This is a genomic window from Bradyrhizobium agreste (assembly GCF_016031625.1).
Classification (GTDB): Bacteria; Pseudomonadota; Alphaproteobacteria; order Rhizobiales; family Xanthobacteraceae; genus Bradyrhizobium; species Bradyrhizobium agreste.
Genome location: NZ_JACCHP010000029.1, coordinates 53,855 through 69,008, shown reverse-complemented (window position 1 = coordinate 69,008; position 15,154 = coordinate 53,855). Strand labels below are relative to the sequence as shown.

General features: G+C 65.3%; 15 protein-coding genes and 2 pseudogenes. 9 read left to right on the top strand and 8 right to left on the bottom strand.

Features of this window, described 5'->3' with window-relative positions:
* Positions 1-184 (bottom strand): annotated as a pseudogene (locus HZZ13_RS32750) (hypothetical protein); the annotation flags it as partial.
* Positions 185-603: 419 nt separating this feature from the next.
* Here HZZ13_RS32750 and sciP point away from each other — a divergent pair.
* The 7 genes and pseudogenes from sciP to HZZ13_RS32715 all read left to right on the top strand — a co-directional run bounded on the left by sciP (position 604) and on the right by HZZ13_RS32715 (position 7,631).
* Positions 604-879, top strand: a complete 276-nt coding sequence (gene sciP, locus HZZ13_RS32745) for a CtrA inhibitor SciP (protein ID WP_002714638.1) — start codon at positions 604-606, stop codon at positions 877-879.
* A 179-nt stretch (positions 880-1,058) separates the two neighbouring features.
* Entirely contained in the window at positions 1,059-2,672 is a 1,614-nt protein-coding gene (fliF, locus tag HZZ13_RS32740; RefSeq protein ID WP_197963571.1) for a flagellar basal-body MS-ring/collar protein FliF, read from the top strand.
* A 31-nt stretch (positions 2,673-2,703) separates the two neighbouring features.
* A complete protein-coding gene (gene fliG, locus HZZ13_RS32735) occupies positions 2,704-3,798 on the top strand; it encodes a flagellar motor switch protein FliG (RefSeq protein ID WP_197963570.1) in 1,095 nt (364 codons plus the stop codon).
* Entirely contained in the window at positions 3,798-4,421 is a 624-nt protein-coding gene (locus HZZ13_RS32730; RefSeq protein ID WP_197963569.1) for a FliH/SctL family protein, read from the top strand. The genes fliG and HZZ13_RS32730 overlap by 1 nt, the downstream gene beginning before the upstream one ends.
* A 3-nt stretch (positions 4,422-4,424) precedes the next feature.
* The gene (gene fliN, locus HZZ13_RS32725) at positions 4,425-4,775 is read left to right on the top strand and encodes a flagellar motor switch protein FliN (RefSeq protein ID WP_172784664.1); all 351 of its coding nucleotides are present in this window, start codon (positions 4,425-4,427) and stop codon (positions 4,773-4,775) included.
* Positions 4,776-4,826: 51 nt separating this feature from the next.
* Positions 4,827-6,212 (top strand): sigma-54-dependent transcriptional regulator FlbD, encoded by a 1,386-nt coding sequence (gene flbD, locus HZZ13_RS32720; protein ID WP_197963568.1) that lies wholly within the window; start codon positions 4,827-4,829, stop codon positions 6,210-6,212.
* A 269-nt stretch (positions 6,213-6,481) separates the two neighbouring features.
* Positions 6,482-7,631, top strand: a pseudogene (locus HZZ13_RS32715) (M20 family metallopeptidase).
* A gap of 141 nt (positions 7,632-7,772) precedes the next feature.
* Here HZZ13_RS32715 and HZZ13_RS32710 read toward each other — a convergent pair.
* The 7 genes from HZZ13_RS32710 to HZZ13_RS32685 all read right to left on the bottom strand — a co-directional run bounded on the left by HZZ13_RS32710 (position 7,773) and on the right by HZZ13_RS32685 (position 13,175).
* Positions 7,773-7,928 (bottom strand): hypothetical protein, encoded by a 156-nt coding sequence (locus HZZ13_RS32710; RefSeq protein WP_197963567.1) that lies wholly within the window; start codon positions 7,926-7,928, stop codon positions 7,773-7,775.
* A gap of 79 nt (positions 7,929-8,007) precedes the next feature.
* Positions 8,008-8,589 carry a flavin reductase family protein gene (locus HZZ13_RS32705; RefSeq protein ID WP_197963566.1) on the bottom strand — a complete coding sequence of 194 codons (582 nt, stop codon included), beginning with the start codon at positions 8,587-8,589 and terminating at the stop codon, positions 8,008-8,010.
* 33 nt (positions 8,590-8,622) lie between these two features.
* Positions 8,623-9,459 carry an ATP-binding cassette domain-containing protein gene (locus HZZ13_RS32700; RefSeq protein WP_197963565.1) on the bottom strand — a complete coding sequence of 279 codons (837 nt, stop codon included), beginning with the start codon at positions 9,457-9,459 and terminating at the stop codon, positions 8,623-8,625.
* Positions 9,460-9,479: 20 nt separating this feature from the next.
* Positions 9,480-10,286 (bottom strand): aliphatic sulfonate ABC transporter permease SsuC, encoded by an 807-nt coding sequence (ssuC, locus tag HZZ13_RS32695; protein ID WP_197963564.1) that lies wholly within the window; start codon positions 10,284-10,286, stop codon positions 9,480-9,482.
* Positions 10,283-11,446, bottom strand: a complete 1,164-nt coding sequence (gene ssuD / locus HZZ13_RS32690; RefSeq protein ID WP_197963563.1) for an FMNH2-dependent alkanesulfonate monooxygenase — start codon at positions 11,444-11,446, stop codon at positions 10,283-10,285. The genes ssuC and ssuD overlap by 4 nt, the downstream gene beginning before the upstream one ends.
* Positions 11,447-11,456: 10 nt before the next feature.
* Positions 11,457-11,579 (bottom strand): hypothetical protein, encoded by a 123-nt coding sequence (locus HZZ13_RS37275; RefSeq protein ID WP_283817196.1) that lies wholly within the window; start codon positions 11,577-11,579, stop codon positions 11,457-11,459.
* A 429-nt stretch (positions 11,580-12,008) separates the two neighbouring features.
* On the bottom strand, positions 12,009-13,175 hold the full coding sequence (locus HZZ13_RS32685; RefSeq protein WP_197963562.1) for a cytochrome P450: 1,167 nt from the start codon (positions 13,173-13,175) through the stop codon (positions 12,009-12,011).
* A 327-nt stretch (positions 13,176-13,502) separates the two neighbouring features.
* On the opposite strand from HZZ13_RS32685, the gene HZZ13_RS32680 reads away from it, so the two are divergent.
* Both HZZ13_RS32680 and HZZ13_RS32675 read left to right on the top strand, forming a co-directional pair.
* On the top strand, positions 13,503-14,615 hold the full coding sequence (locus HZZ13_RS32680) for a helix-turn-helix transcriptional regulator (protein ID WP_197963561.1): 1,113 nt from the start codon (positions 13,503-13,505) through the stop codon (positions 14,613-14,615).
* Between the two features lie 290 nt (positions 14,616-14,905).
* Positions 14,906-15,109, top strand: a complete 204-nt coding sequence (locus HZZ13_RS32675) for a hypothetical protein (protein WP_197963560.1) — start codon at positions 14,906-14,908, stop codon at positions 15,107-15,109.
* Positions 15,110-15,154 lie beyond the last annotated feature (45 nt).

Genomic DNA, 15,154 nt, shown 5'->3' with positions numbered 1-15,154 from the left:
GCACGTCTGCAAGCCGCGCTGCCAAGGCCACCAGATCACCGCCACCAATCGTGTACCGGCTCAGCTTCTGTGAGCCCGGCAGCAACACGCCGAGCTTCCATTTCGCTTTGCTCAGTTCAAAAGCCAGGTAAACCGTGGCATGCTCCGCCGTGGCGGGTGCGTCAATGCGATCGAGCTTGATCATCTTGGTCCTCCGAGGCTGGGTGGTTTGCAATCCAATCCTAACCTCTCTTGACCACCCGCCGCCCATAGGATCTGAGGAGACCGCGAAGCGGTCGTCTCGAAGGACGAGGCGCGCGCTCAGCTCGCGCAAAGGGCCATATGCGATAGCCCTGCCCTTCGGGAGAGGTGGATCAGAGTTGCGGGCTTGCGCCGAGCCCGCAAGAGTCGTTCGGCGTTAGTCAAAAGTCGTTCGGCGTTAGTAAAGTATTTACTTTCTGCCCCGCTCAGCCGGCCGAGATTGCGTCTCCCGCCCGCCGAGACGGGCGCGTTCCCGCAAGATTCAACGAGAATTGTATTGAACCCTTAGGCTTAGCGGATTTTTAAGCCGCGGGGGTTACGGTTACGGCGTGAGTTCAGTGGTTGAGAGTTTGTGAGTACGCCATGACAGAACCCCATCGCCCGAGGGTAAAATACGTCATCGGGCCGGACGGCAGTCCGTTGACGATCGCGGATCTGCCTGCACCCGGCACCAAACGCTGGGTCATCCGCCGCAAGGCTGAAGTCGTCGCCGCTGTCCGTGGTGGACTTCTCTCCCTTGAGGAGGCCTGCAGCCGTTATACCCTGACGGTCGACGAATTCCTCTCCTGGCAGTTTTCCATCGACCAGCACGGTCTGGCGGGTCTTCGCACCACCCGCATCCAGCAATATCGCCAATAGGCGATCCGGAAATCTGCGGTTTTTGACGAAAATCGGCCTCGCTTTGCGAGGCCGATTTTTTTCATGATGCACTTTTGTCCGACCTCTTAACCTTCGTTAACCATATCGAAACCATCACCTAGGCAATAATTGCCCAGTCGGCCTTTCCGGTGAAGCGGCCGAAGCTGTGGGGCGGTTGCTTGCAAGGGCTTGCGGACTTTCTGAAGAGTATCGGTGCCGCCCGGTTCGGGGCGATGATCGCCGTCACCGCCGCGCTCATCGGCTTCTTCGCCTTCGTCATCATGCGCGTCACCACGCCGCAGATGACGACGTTGTTCACGGACCTGTCCGTCGAAGATTCCTCCAGCATCATCAAGGACCTGGAACGCCAAGGCATCCAGTTCGAGATCCGCAATGAGGGCTCCATCATCATGGTGCCCAAGGACAAGGTCACGCGGCTGCGGATGAAGCTCGCCGAGGGCGGCTTGCCCAAGGGCGGCGGCGTCGGCTACGAGGTGTTCGACAAGTCGGACGCGCTCGGCACCACCTCCTTCGTCCAGAACATTAATCATTTGCGCGCGCTCGAGGGCGAGCTCGCCCGCACCATCCGCGCCATCGACCGCATCCAGGCCGCCCGCGTCCATCTGGTGCTGCCGGAGCGGCCGCTGTTCGCGCGCGAGGCGCCGGAGCCGTCGGCCTCGATCGTGGTGCGCGTCCGCGGCGCGCTGGAAGCCCAGCAGATCCGCGCCATCCGCCACCTCGTCGCCTCCGCCGTCAACGGCCTGAAGCCGCAGCGGGTCTCGATCGTCGACGAGGCCGGTCAGCTGCTCGCCGACGGCGCGGCGACAGATCCGGAGCAGGCCGTCGGCGAGGAGCGCCGCATCGCCTTCGAAAAGCGCATGCGCAAGCAGGTCGAGGACATCGTCTCCTCCGTGGTCGGCTCGGGCCGCGCCCGCGTGCAGCTCTCCGCCGATTTCGACTTCAACAAGATCACTCAGACCTCGGACCGGTTCGACCCCGAGGGCCGCGTGCTGCGCTCGAGCCAGACCCGCGAAGAGCAGAGCATGACCGCCGACAACAACGGCCAGGTCACCGTCAACAACGAACTGCCCGGCAACCAGCAGAACAACGGCGTCGCCGCTAAGGACCAGAGCAAGAAGACCGAAGAGACCAACAATTACGAGATCTCCCGCACCACCAAGACCGAGGTGACCGAGGCCGGCCGGGTCAACCGCATCTCGGTCGCGGTGCTGGTCGACGGCATCTACACCAAGAACGACAAGGGCGAGCTCGCCTACCAGGATCGCACCAAGGAGCAGCTCGACCGCATCGCCACGCTGGTGCGCTCGGCGATCGGCTTCGACCAGAAGCGCGGCGACCAGGTCGAGGTCGTCAACCTGCGCTTCGCCGACGCGCCCTCCACGGCCCCGATCGGCGAGCCCTCAGGCTTCCTCGGCATGCTGCAGTTCACCAAGGATGACGTCATGTACTTCGTCGAGCTCGGCGTGATGATGCTGCTCGGCCTGGTCGTGCTGTTCCTGGTGATCCGCCCGCTGGTCAAGCGCATCCTCGCTTCCGACGAGGTCGCCGCCGCCATCTCCGGGGTGCTCAGTGGCCCCGCCGCCTCGGAAGAGCCGGCGCCGGCCACCGGCCAGCCGCTGCTGCCGAGCGGCGCCGCCAGCGCCATCGACGTCGCCACCATCCAGGGCCAGGTCCACGCCCAATCCGTTCACCGCGTCGGCGAGCTCGCCGAGCGCAACCCCAACGAAACCGTCGCGATCATCCGCCAGTGGCTGACTGAACCGGCGAAATAACAAAGCCAAGTGCATCAAGAAGTGATCTGACATGGCCGCTAGTCTGCAAAACGCCAACTCGAACGACATCACCAGCGTGATCTCCACGCTCGGTCAGCGCGCCGGCGGCCGTGCGGGCGGTCCCAAGACCGAAGGCCTGACCGGGCCGAAGCGTGCCGCGATCCTGATGCTGGCGCTCGGCGAGCAATATGGCGGCAAGATCTGGGGCCTGCTCGACGACGACGAGGTGCGCCAGCTTTCGCTGGAGATGTCGACGCTCGGCACCGTCGAGGTTGACACGGTCGAGGACATGCTGCTCGAATTCGTCTCCCGCATGTCGGCCTCGGGCGCGCTGATGGGCAATTTCGACGCCACCGAGCGGCTGCTCCAGCAATACCTGCCGCCGGAACGCGTCAACGGCATCATGGACGAGATCCGCGGTCCCGCCGGGCGCAACATGTGGGAGAAGCTCTCCAACGTGCAGGAAGAGGTCCTCGCCAATTACCTCAAGAACGAATATCCGCAGACCATCGCCGTGGTGCTGTCGAAGCTGAAGCCCGAGCATGCCGCCCGGGTGCTCGCCATCCTGCCCGAGGAGCTCGCGCTCGACGTCATCAACCGCATGCTGAAGATGGAGGCGGTGCAGAAGGAGGTGATCGAGAGCGTGGAGAAGACGCTGCGGACCGAGTTCATGTCCAACCTGTCACAGACCCGCCGCCGCGACGCCCACGAGGTGATGGCGGAAATCTTCAACAATTTCGATCGCCAGACCGAAACCCGCTTCATCACCTCGCTGGAAGAAGACAACCGCGAATCCGCCGAGCGCATCAAGGCGCTGATGTTCACGTTCGACGATCTCGTGAAGCTCGATTCCGGCTCGGCCCAGACCTTGATGCGCAACGTCGACAAGGACAAGCTCGGCGTCGCGCTCAAGAGCGCCAACGAGGACGTCCGCAACTTCTTCTTCGGCAACATGTCCTCGCGCGCGGCCAAGATGCTCCAGGACGACATGGCGGCAATGGGGCCCGTGCGCCTGCGCGACGTCGACGAGGCCCAGGCGCTGCTGGTCAATCTCGCCAAGGACCTCGCCGCCAAGGGTGAGATCATGCTGACCAAGAACCGCGCCGACGACGAGCTGGTGTACTGATGGCCGCCCCGGCAAAATTCCTGTTCGATACCGACTTCGCGGCGCCTGAGCGCTCCACGCGTGAGAAGGCGGCGACCGCGGCCGAGATCGCGCAGAAGGTCGCCGAAGCCGAGGCGCGCGCCTATCAGGACGGCTTTGCCGCCGGCCAGCGCGAGGCCAAGGCCGAGAGCGACCGCCGCGTCGCGCTCGCGATGGAGGAGATCAACATCGCCATCCGCGGCGTCGCCGCCGGCATCGGCAACATCGAGACCAAGATGGAGACCGAGGCGGTCGAGGTCGCGGTCGCGGTGGCGCGCAAGTTGTGCGCCGACCTCGTCGCGGCCGAGCCGCTCGGCGAGGTCGTCGCGCTGGTCAAGGACTGCTTCTCGCATCTGGTCGCGACGCCGCATCTCGTCGTCCGCATCAACGATGCGCTCTACGACAGCGCGTGCGAGAAGATCGAGCGGCTCGCCAAGCAGAGCGGCTTCGAGGGGCGGCTGGTGATCCTGGCCGAGCCGGACATTGCCACCGGCGACTGCCGGATCGAATGGGCCGATGGCGGCGTCGTGCTGGAGCGCGGCGCCATCGCGGCCAAGATCGACGAAATGGTCGGACGCTACACCGCGTCCCGCAGGGGGAGCTAAACCATGAGCGACACCGACGGACAGGTTCCGCTGCCCGATCTCAACGGCCCGATGCCGCCTGCCGGCACCGACGTCGGCTACAACGAGGACGAATATGCGGCGCGTGCCGCCGCCGACCTCGAGGCGGTGTTCGACGTGCCGGTGCAGGTCTCGGCCGTGCTCGGCCGCTCCAAGATGGACGTCGGCGAGCTCCTGAAGCTCGGACCGGGCACCGTGCTCGAGCTCGACCGGCGCGTCGGCGAGGCCATCGACATCTACGTCAACAACAAGCTGGTCGCCCGCGGCGAGGTCGTCCTGGTCGAGGACAAGCTCGGCGTGACCATGACGGAAATCATCAAGGCCGACCGCGGCTGACACGCAAGGACATGACGCGCGACGGCGCGAGCAGACGGACAGGAGACTGACATGCGGCTTCTCATCGTTGGCACATTGAAGGGCCAGCTCACCACCGCCACCAAGATCGCGATGGAGAACGGCGCCACCGTGACCCATGCCGAGGATCACGACCAGGCGATGCGCGTGCTGCGCGGGGGCAAAGGCGCCGACCTCCTGCTGGTCGACGTCGCGCTCGACATCCGCGACCTCGTGCTGCGGCTGGAAGCCGAGCACATCCACGCCCCGATCGTCGCCTGCGGCATCACCAACGACGCCCGTGCCGCGGTCGCCGCGATCCACGCCGGTGCCAAGGAATACATCCCGCTGCCGCCGGATCCGGAGCTGATCGCCGCGGTGCTGGCTGCCGTCGCCAACGATTCCCGCGAGCTGGTCTATCGCGACGACGCGATGGCAAAGGTGATCAAGCTCGCCCAGCAGATCGCGGGCTCGGACGCCTCGGTGATGATCACCGGCGAATCCGGCACGGGCAAAGAGGTGCTGGCCCGTTACGTTCACTCCCGCTCGGCCCGTGCCAAGCGTCCGTTCATCTCGATCAACTGCGCCGCCATCCCCGAGCACCTCCTGGAATCCGAGCTGTTCGGCCACGAGAAGGGTGCCTTCACGGGCGCCGTCGCCCGCCGCATCGGCAAGTTCGAGGAGGCGACCGGCGGCACGCTGCTGCTCGACGAAATCTCCGAGATGGACGTCCGCCTCCAATCCAAGCTCCTGCGCGCCATCCAGGAGCGCGTGATCGACCGCGTCGGCGGCACCAAGCCGGTTCCGGTCGACATCCGCATCATCGCGACCTCGAACCGCAATCTCGCCGAGGCCGTGCGTGAGGGCACGTTCCGCGAAGACTTGCTGTTCCGCCTCAACGTCGTGAATTTAAAGATCCCGCCACTGCGCGAGCGCCCCGCCGACATCCTCGAGCTCGCGCAGCATTTCGTGAAGAAATATGCCGACGCCAACGGCGTGCCGCTGCGTCCGCTCTCGGCCGAGGCGCGCCGCGTGCTCTCCGCCAACCGCTGGCAAGGCAACGTCCGCGAGCTCGAAAACACCATGCACCGCGCGGTGCTGATGGCGCAGGGCGACGAGATCGGACCCGACGCCATCATCACGCCGGACGGCGACCGGCTCGACCTCGCCAAGACGCCCCCGGCCGTGGCGCATGCCACCATGGCCGCCGAGCAGGTGACGCGCGCGCTGGTGGGGCGCACCGTGGCCGACGTCGAACGCGACCTGATCCTGGAGACGTTGAAGCACTGCCTCGGCAATCGCACCCATGCCGCCAACATCCTCGGCATCTCGATCCGCACGCTGCGCAACAAGCTCAACGAATATGCCGACGGCGGCATCCCGATCCCGCCGGCGGGCACGCCCGGTGAATATCCGCGGATGCCGATGATGGGAGCGTGAGGCGTCCGCGACCGATCGAGATGATGCGAATGCCCGGGCGGGTCCCGGGCATTTTGTTTTGGAAGAGTGCACACAGTCTTCTCCGTCATTGCGAGGAGCGTAGCGACGAAGCAATCCAGTCTGTCTCCGCGGTCAAAAGCCTGGATTGCTTCGCTGCGCTCGCAATGACGGCGTCGAGAGCGCTCGTCGCATAACGGGATCGCGCCACGCGACTAGGACGCCCGCAAGCAAAGTCTTATAACCCGCCCGACAACCACGCGAGGGACCACATGTCTGAAGCTCAAATCACGGATTGGCTGGCGTCGCAGAGGCAGGCGATGATCGACCTGCTCCGCGACGTCGTGAACATCGATTCCGGCTCCTACGACAAGGACGGCGTCGATGCGGTCGGTGCGCGGTTCGAGCGGCATTTTGCCGAGCACGGCATTCCGTTCCGGCGCGAGGCCAACGCCACCTTCGGCGACGCGATCCATGCCGAGGTGGCAAAGCCTGGCAGCAACGAGAAGCCGGTGCTGTTGATGGGGCATCGCGACACCGTGTTCGGCAAGGGCGAGGCCGCGCGGCGGCCGTTCACGATCCGGGATGGCCGCGCCTATGGGCCCGGCGTCGCCGACATGAAGTCGGGCCTCGTCATGAATGTGTTCGTGGCCACCGCCTTCCACAAGTTCGGCGGCTCACCGCATCCGATCAAGGTGCTGATCACCTCCGACGAGGAGATCGGGTCGCCCTCCTCGCGCCCGGTGATCGAGCGCGAGGGCCGCGCGGCCCGCGCGGTGTTCAATTCCGAGCCGGGCCGCCCCACGGGCAACGTCGTCACCGGGCGCAAGGGCGGCATCTTCATGCACATGGCCATCACCGGCAAGGCCGCGCATTCCGGCGCCAACTTTGCCGCCGGGGTCAGCGCCATTGGCGAGCTCGCGCACAAGATCGTCCAGATCCACGCGCTCACCGACCTCGACAAGGGCATCACACTCAATGTCGGCCTCGTCTCGGGGCGGGCAGTCCGTCAACACGACGGCGCCGTCCGCGGAAGGGCAGATCGACCTGCGCTATGTCGATCCGGCCGATCGCGCGCGGATCATGGGCGCGATCGAAAAGATTGTTGCGACCTCCTACGTGCCGGGCACCAGCGGGACACTGACGATCAAGGGCGAGTTCGTGCCGGTGGTGCAGAGCGCGGAGTCCAAGGCGCTGTTCGAAAATTATCAGGCGGCCGCAAGGCAGGTGGGCCTTACCACGCTGCAGGGCGAGTTCTCCGGCGGCTGCGCCGATTCCGGCTTCACCGCCGCCGTGGGCACACCGACCATCTGCGGCCTCGGCCCGGTCGGCGGGCTCGCGCACACGCCGGAGGAATATTTGGAGATCGACAGCATCGTGCCGCGCGCGCAGGCGCTGGCGCTGGCGATTCTGCGGGGGTAGCCGCCACGCACTCCGTCGTCATGCCCGGGCTTGACCCGGGCATCCACGTCGATCCCAAATTGCCGATGCACGTGGATGGCCGGGTCAAGCCCGGCCATGACGAGGAGAGAGGCGGCGCGCACCCGTGGGCACGCATTCGCCTCACGAATAACTCGGCGCATCCGGCTTGCGGAAGATGTGGATGGGGTCGCCCGGCACGATCGGAGCGTCAGAGAGCATCGCGTAGGCGTAGAGCACAAGATAAGCGATCGCGAGCGCACCGATGGCATAGAAGATAAAGGTAGCCGCGCGCTTCATCGTTCCGCTCCATGCGTCCGGCGGGACAGCCGAGGAGCGCTTCTAGAGCGATGAGGCGGAAAAGACCAGCCTGCGCAGATCAAATGCCGCGCCGGCCGCGCGCGGGAAGGCTGACATCGGCGAGCCTTGCCGCGTCTTCGTCCTGATCGACCGCCACGTACTGGCCGTGCCAATAGGCCAGCGCGGCATTGCGGGTCGAGCTCCTGATGTCCCTGACGCGGCCGATGACGATGCCGTGCGAGTGGCGCTCGACGATCTCCTCGACTTCGCAATCGAAGGCCGAGAGCGCGCCGACCAGCAGCGGAACACCCGAGACCGCCGTCACCCACTGGCTGCCTGCGAAGCGATCCGGGCCCTTCAGCCCGCCCCTGCCGGCAAAGCGTTCGGCGACGTCGAGCTGGTCGGCATTGAGGATGTTCACGCCGAAAGCACCAATGCGGCGGATCAGCGGAAACGAGGAGGCGTCGCGGTTGATGCTGACCAGCAGCGTTGGCGGCTCGACCGACAGCGAGGTCACCGAGGTCACTGTCATTCCGGTGATGTCCTTGCCCCGCCCGGCGGTGATGACGCTGACGCCGCCGGTGAGATGGCGCATGGCGCCGCGGAAATCGGCGGACGAGACGGGAATTTCAGTCATGAGATCGCGGGGCACTACATTCATGGCGTTGCTCCCCGCAAGCGGGGTTCCCTTTATTTAGGTACGATCGTCCGCCGACAAAAGGTGGCTCAGAATCGAGCCTTCGAGACCGGCAAGCTCGGCCGAGCCGCGTTGGCGCGGCCGCGCCGCGTTAACCGTGACGTCATGGGCGATGCGACCCTCCTCGATGACGAGCACGCGATCGGCCAGCGCGACGGCTTCGGAGACATCGTGAGTCACCAGGATCGCGGTAAAGCCCTGGTCACGCCAGACCCGCTCCAGCAGGCGCTGCATCGAGATGCGGGTCAGTGCATCCAGCGCGCCGAGCGGCTCGTCGAAGGCGAGCACGCGCGGGCGCGAGACCAGGGCACGGCCGAGCGCAACGCGCTGCTTCTGGCCCCCTGAGAGCACCGAAGGCCATTGGTCGCGCTTGTCGGCGAGGCCGACCTCGATCAACGCCTTCTCGGCGCGGGCATGCGCATCGCCGGAAGCGCGATCGCGGCCGAGGCCGACCTCGACATTGGCGAGCACGCGGGCCCAGGGCAGCAGCCGCGGCTCCTGGAACATCACGCGGATGTCCTCGGGCTGGATGTCCTGGCCGAAGCTGATGCTGCCGGCATCGATCTTCTCCAGGCCGGCGATCAGGCGCAGCAGGGTGCTCTTGCCGCAGCCGCTTTTGCCGACGATCGCAACGAACTGGCCGGCCGGAATGTGCAGGTCGATGCCGCGCAGCACCTCGTTGTCGCCGAAGGACTTTCGCAGGCCCCGGATGCTGAGCGGCAGGCCGCTGGCGTGAAGCGGCCGCTCCTCGCGCACCACGCGGGCATGGGGCGCGAAATTGGCGCGGCTGGCGAGCTCGGTCTCGGGAAGGGAGGTACGAAGCGCTGTCTGCATGTGATTCCCAGTATCCTTGCTCAACGTTTCTGGAAGGCGGGGTGCCAGGAGAGCGTCAGACGCTCCAGCACGCGCGAGGCGCTGTCGGCGAGCTTGCCGAGCAGGGCGTAGATCAGGATCGAGAGCACGACGACGTCGATCAACATGAACTCACGCGCCTGCATCGCCATGTAGCCGAGGCCGGACGAGGCCGCGATGGTCTCGGCGACGATCAGCGTCAGCCACATGATGCCGAGCGCAAAGCGGATGCCGACGAAGATCGAGGGCAGCGCGCCCGGGAAGATGACGCGGCGGAACAGCTCGCCATCGGTCATGCCGTAGATGCGGCCCATCTCGATCAGCTGCGGATCGACGGTGCGGATGCCGTGCAGCGTGTTGAGATAGATCGGGAAGAACACCCCGAGCGCCACCAGGAAGAGTTTTGCGCTCTCGTCGATGCCGAACCAGAGGATGACCAGCGGGATCAGCGCCAGATGCGGCACGTTGCGCACCATCTGCAGCGTGGTGTCGGTGAGCTTCGCCGAAAGCTGCGACAGGCCGTTGGCGAGGCCGAAGGCGAAGCCGATGCTGCCGCCGATCAGAAAGCCGATCGAGGCGCGCCAGAACGAGACCCAGATGTTGCGGACGAGCTCGCCGGAGAGCAGCAGCTTCCAGCCGGAGAGCACGACGTCGCTCGGTGCCGGCAGCACCCGCGTCGGCATGAAGCCGGTGACGCTCGCGGCCTGCCAGATCGCGATGATGGTGAGCGGCACGATCCACTGGATCAGGCCGTTGGCCCGCGGCAGGCGGATACTGCGCGGGAGCGAAATGCTGTCGATCAGGCTCATGACTGCGACACCCGATGCTGCGGACGGAAATCGCTGCCGACCGTCTCGCCGAAGGGACCACCGTTGAAATGCAGCCTTGTGACGTTGCTCGGCTGCTCCAGCGCGAGCAGCGGGAACACCAGCTCGGCGAACCGATAGGCTTCCTCCAGATGCGGGTAGCCCGACATGATGAAGGTATCGATGCCGAGATCCTGATATTCCTTGATGCGGGCCGCCACCGTCTGGGCGTCGCCGACCAGCGCAGTGCCGGCGCCGCCGCGCACGAGGCCGACACCAGCCCACAGGTTCGGCGCGATCTCGAGCTTGTCGCGCTTGCCGCCATGCAGCTGCGCCATGCGCTGCTGGCCGACGGAATCCATGCGGGCAAAGTTCTTCTGCGCCAGTGCGATGGTGTCATCGCTGACGTGACTGATCAGCTCGTTCGCGGCGCGCCAGGCCTCTTCGTTGGTCTCGCGGACGATGACGTGTAGACGGATGCCGAAGGAGAGTTTTCGGCCACGAGCGCTGGCGACCTTCCTCACCTTGGCGATCTTCTCGGCAACGAGCGCCGGCGGCTCGCCCCAGGTCAGATATTTGTCGACGGTGTCGACCGCGACGTCGATGCCGGCATCGGAGGAGCCGCCGAAATAGAGCGGCGGGCGCGGCGACTGCACCGGGGGAAACAGCAGCTTGCCGCTCTCGATGCGGATGTGCTTGCCCTCGGCGTCCACCGTCTTGCCGGCGAGCAGATCGCTGTAGACGTTCAGGAACTCGCGGGTGACCTCGTAGCGCTCGTCATGGCCGAGGAAGACGCCGTCGCCCTTGTTCTCGACGGGATCGCCGCCGGTGACGACGTTGACGAGCAGTCGGCCGTTCGAGATGCGATCGAGAGTCGCGGTCATGCGCGCGGCGACGCTCGGCGATTGCAGGCCGGGACGAACGGCGACGAGATAGTGCAGCCGCTCGGTGAACGGCGCGACCGAGGAAGCAACGATCCAGGAATCCTCGCAGGACCGCCCGGTCGGCAACAGCACGCCGAAATAGCCGAGCTGATCGGCGGCCTGCGCGATCTGGCGCAGATAGTTGAAGTTGACCTCGCGGCCGCCGATGCCGGTGCCGAGATAGCGACCATCGCCGTGGGTCGGCAGGAACCAGAGGATGTTGGCGTTGGATTGGCTCATCGATGTGCCCCTAGCCGTAAGTCGTGCCGACCGCGGCGGCGACGATGCCGATCGACAGCACGATGGCTGCGATCACGCGTTGAACGATGCGCTTCATCTTCGAACCTTTGTGGACGGGAAGATCGGTCGGCACGGTCAGGCTGCCGGGTTGCGCCAGACGATGTCGCGGATTTGAATCGGCTTCGACGGTTTCCGAAAGTCTCGACGCTGCATTCCACGCTCCATTCACGCTTGCGGAATGATGGTGCGCGTCATCGGAGCTGTCGAGACGTCTGGGAAAATAGCGATGCGCGCACTGCGGTGCGTGCTGCGCGCGCGATCAATCTTTCAAGCGGCGAGGCGAATGAGGATGGAATTTTTCTGCACGCGAATGTGAGAGGCGCACGGATTTGGTCGAGCCCTGGACCGCCGGAACATGAAAAGTCGCAAAACAACCCCATGCACAGTAGCGGGGCGTGCGAAAACAAAGACTTACGTATTATCCGAAGTGCGTTTGACTCGTCGGGCAGAACAGGGGCAGAATGGCATCATGGCAGCGTTGGGGTCAGAGGCCCTCACCGGCCTATCGCTCCCACCTCACCGGCAGATTCTGCAGCCCGCGAAAGGCCCAGCCGCCGATCCGCACCTCTTCGTCGTCGGCGAGCTCGATGCGCGAGGCGCGCGCAAACAGGGTCGGCAGGGCGACGTCGGCGATCATGGCGCGCGAGGCGAAGGCGCCGGCGCAGAAATGCGGGCCGGCGCCGAAGGCGACGCTCTTGGTGGTGTCGCGCCGCACGTCGAACGCATCGGCGCGCTCGAAGTGCTTCTCGTCGCGGTTGGCGGAGCCGAACATCAGGAACACGCGTTCGTCGCGTTCGAACGACACATCGCGAATGGTCCAGGGCTTGGCGATGCGGCGCGGCGACATGCCGATCGGCGAGATCCAGCGGGCATATTCCTCGAAGGCCTGCAGCCAGGACACCTCGCCGCGCAGGACCAGATCGAGCTGGTCGGGATGGGTCAGCAGCGCCCAGACCGTGCCGGCGATCGCCTTGCGCGGCTCGTTCTGGCCGCCTGATATCGCAAGCTTGACGTTGGCGCGCACGCTCTCCATCGGCATGCCCGAGGCGAGCAGCACGCCCAAGATGCTCTGGTCGGGATGCTTGCGCATCACCGGCAGCATGTCGTCGATCGCGGCGTCGATGCCCGCGGTAGCCGCATGGCAGCGCGCCTCGACCGCGGGATCGCCGGCATAATTGGCGATGCCCTCGATCATGCCTTGCGACCACGCATCCATGTCCTGAAAGCCGATATTGGTGAGGCCGGTGATCGACTTCAGGCATTCGCCGGAGAACGGCAGCGCGAAGTCGCGCATGAGATCGATCCGGCCAGGTTCAAGCGAAGCGATAATGCGATCCGCATGGGCTTGGAACTGCGCCGTCCAATGCGCCTTCACCGTCTTCGGCGAGATCGTCGGAAACATCGCGCGGCGCTCGACGAGATGCGCCTCGCCGTCCTTGCGCATCATGTTGTGGCCCATCAGCCGGTTCATCAGGCCGGCCGGCTGGTGCGAGGAGAACACGTCGATCTGCTTCTCGGAGATGGAGATGTCGTCGCGGCTCGTCAGCAGCGTCGAGCCGAGCTGCGGCACGAACGCGATCGGCGCCTCTTTCCGCATTTTGGCGAGCATCGGATAGGGATCGGCCCAGAAGGCGGCCGGGTCGATGTCGATGCGCGGCGCGGTGCTCAAGCTTCCCTCCCTTGTCGTCTCCTCGATGCCAAGGCTCTCGATGCAAAGGCTAACGCCTTCGCAAGCCGGCGTCTGTCCCCAACGATTGGGACGGGCGTTTCGGGGACGCCTTCAGGAGCACAGGCCGCCGGCACGATAAACCTGAGAACTTTCAGGTAGTTATAATGTGAGTGCGACGCCTGGCATGCGTTCACCCGATGAATTCGGGAAAAAGTTGCAATTGAGTTCCCCCGAAGGGCGTTGCTATCAATGGCGTGGACGAGAAGCACAGGGCTCGAGTGGGCGTGCATACCGTGCCTCTGCGAGCCGGATGGGCTACCGGGGACAATGACGGGCATCGATTTCGAGCAGATCGTGGACCGCATCCACGAGGCAGCGACGCTTCCAGAGCTCTGGCCGGATGTTCTGGAGCAAATCGCCCATGCCGCAGGCGCGCATGGCATGGTCATGATCACCACGGACTCCGATCAATGGTCCGGAGTCTGGAATGGTGTCGTGACGTCGCCCTCGATCCGCGAGGCCTTCTCGGCGTTCCTGAATAGCGACCTCTCCAGCCGGACGGAGACGACGCCGAGACTCCTGGCGCTTGATCATCCCGGCTTCGTCGGCGAGCAGGAGGTGTTTACGCCGGAGGAATGGGAGCGCGATCCATATCGGGTGGAATGGAACAAGAAGTGGGGCTTCGAGCACGCTTGCGCGACGGCGGTCCGCAGCCCGTCCGGTGAGATCATCGTCTTCCATATGGAAAGACTGGCCGGCCGCCCCGCATTTTCGCGGCAGGACCTCGATTTTCTCGACCGCTTTCGTCCCCATCTCGCGCGGGCGGCTCTGCTGTCGACGCGCTGGCGGCTCACCCGGATGCGGGCGGCAACCGAGGCGTTGTCCCTGGTCGGCTTGCCGGCGCTCGCGATCACGCGCTCGGGGCGTGTGCTGGCCGCGAACGCCTTGATCGAAGACATGACCGATGTTCTGCAATGGCTGCCGAAGGACCGGATCGCCATCAAGGACCGCGCGGCCGACACCCTGCTGCGCGCCGGCCTTGCTCAACTCGATGCTCCGGAAAAGGCCGTGTGCTCCTTTGCCGCGCGCCGCACCAGCGATCTCGATCGCGTGGTCCTTCATCTGGTTTCGATGCCGGGCGAAGCGCGCGATCTGTTCGACGGGGCAGTTGGCCTCCTCATCGCAACGCCAGTCACCGCCTCGCAGGCTCCGAGCCTCGCCCTCATTCGCGGCCTGTTCGATCTCACCCCCAGCGAGGCGCGCGTTGCGCGCGGAATCGCGCAAGGACAGACGATCGGCGACATCGCGGCGCATCACGGACTCAGTCGCGAAACGATCCGCACGCAGGTCAAGGCCGTCCTCGCCAAGACGGGAACGCGTAACCAGAAGAGCGCAGCTGCGCTCTTCGGCGCGATCCCCAAATTGCCGCTGAGAGACTGAGGCTGCCCCCCGGCAGGGCGGGATAATCGCGTTTGAATTTTGCAGAGGCCGTCATGCCCGGGCTTGTCCCGGGCATCCACGTCCTTTGTATTGGGTGGAAAGGCGTGGATGGCCGGGACGAGCCCGGCCATGACGCTGTGGAGACAGTTGGTGCCCATAGCCACATCTCAAATGCAACAACCCTGCCCCGGGCGGGCGAAAGCTCCGCTTCACCCAAATGGGTGAAGACACAGGCCGGCGCTCCGGGTTCAACTCGGCCCAAATTGGATGTCTGGCGAGAAGCGGCGGCGATGGCGGGACCGGAATTTCCGATTTTCGAGGTGACCCTGGCGCCGCGCAGGCGCAGGACGTGGAGCTGGAGCGTCTGCACCATCGAGGGCGCAGTGGTGATGCAGGGCCGGGAATCCAGCCGAGCGGCCGCAAAGTACCGGGCGGAACGAGCGTTGTTCATGCTGCTGCTCAACGCGCCCTACCGGTCGCGGCTTTCCGCATAGCAAGGCCGCTCATCCGAGCGCTGCAGGGGTGCCAGTGTGTGCGGC

What these genes read in the sequence shown, in the direction of transcription:
- HZZ13_RS32675 (WP_197963560.1), top strand. Translation starts at nt 14,906, where the DNA reads ATGGCGGGACCGGAATTTCCGATTTTCGAGGTGACCCTGGCGCCGCGC.
- ssuC (WP_197963564.1), bottom strand. Translation starts at nt 10,286, where the DNA reads ATGAGCCTGATCGACAGCATTTCGCTCCCGCGCAGTATCCGCCTGCCG.
- HZZ13_RS32700 (WP_197963565.1), bottom strand. Translation starts at nt 9,459, where the DNA reads ATGCAGACAGCGCTTCGTACCTCCCTTCCCGAGACCGAGCTCGCCAGC.
- HZZ13_RS32705 (WP_197963566.1), bottom strand. Translation starts at nt 8,589, where the DNA reads ATGAATGTAGTGCCCCGCGATCTCATGACTGAAATTCCCGTCTCGTCC.
- flbD (WP_197963568.1), top strand. Translation starts at nt 4,827, where the DNA reads ATGCGGCTTCTCATCGTTGGCACATTGAAGGGCCAGCTCACCACCGCC.
- HZZ13_RS32730 (WP_197963569.1), top strand. Translation starts at nt 3,798, where the DNA reads ATGGCCGCCCCGGCAAAATTCCTGTTCGATACCGACTTCGCGGCGCCT.
- fliG (WP_197963570.1), top strand. Translation starts at nt 2,704, where the DNA reads ATGGCCGCTAGTCTGCAAAACGCCAACTCGAACGACATCACCAGCGTG.
- fliN (WP_172784664.1), top strand. Translation starts at nt 4,425, where the DNA reads ATGAGCGACACCGACGGACAGGTTCCGCTGCCCGATCTCAACGGCCCG.
- HZZ13_RS32680 (WP_197963561.1), top strand. Translation starts at nt 13,503, where the DNA reads ATGACGGGCATCGATTTCGAGCAGATCGTGGACCGCATCCACGAGGCA.
- HZZ13_RS32710 (WP_197963567.1), bottom strand. Translation starts at nt 7,928, where the DNA reads ATGAAGCGCGCGGCTACCTTTATCTTCTATGCCATCGGTGCGCTCGCG.
- sciP (WP_002714638.1), top strand. Translation starts at nt 604, where the DNA reads ATGACAGAACCCCATCGCCCGAGGGTAAAATACGTCATCGGGCCGGAC.
- ssuD (WP_197963563.1), bottom strand. Translation starts at nt 11,446, where the DNA reads ATGAGCCAATCCAACGCCAACATCCTCTGGTTCCTGCCGACCCACGGC.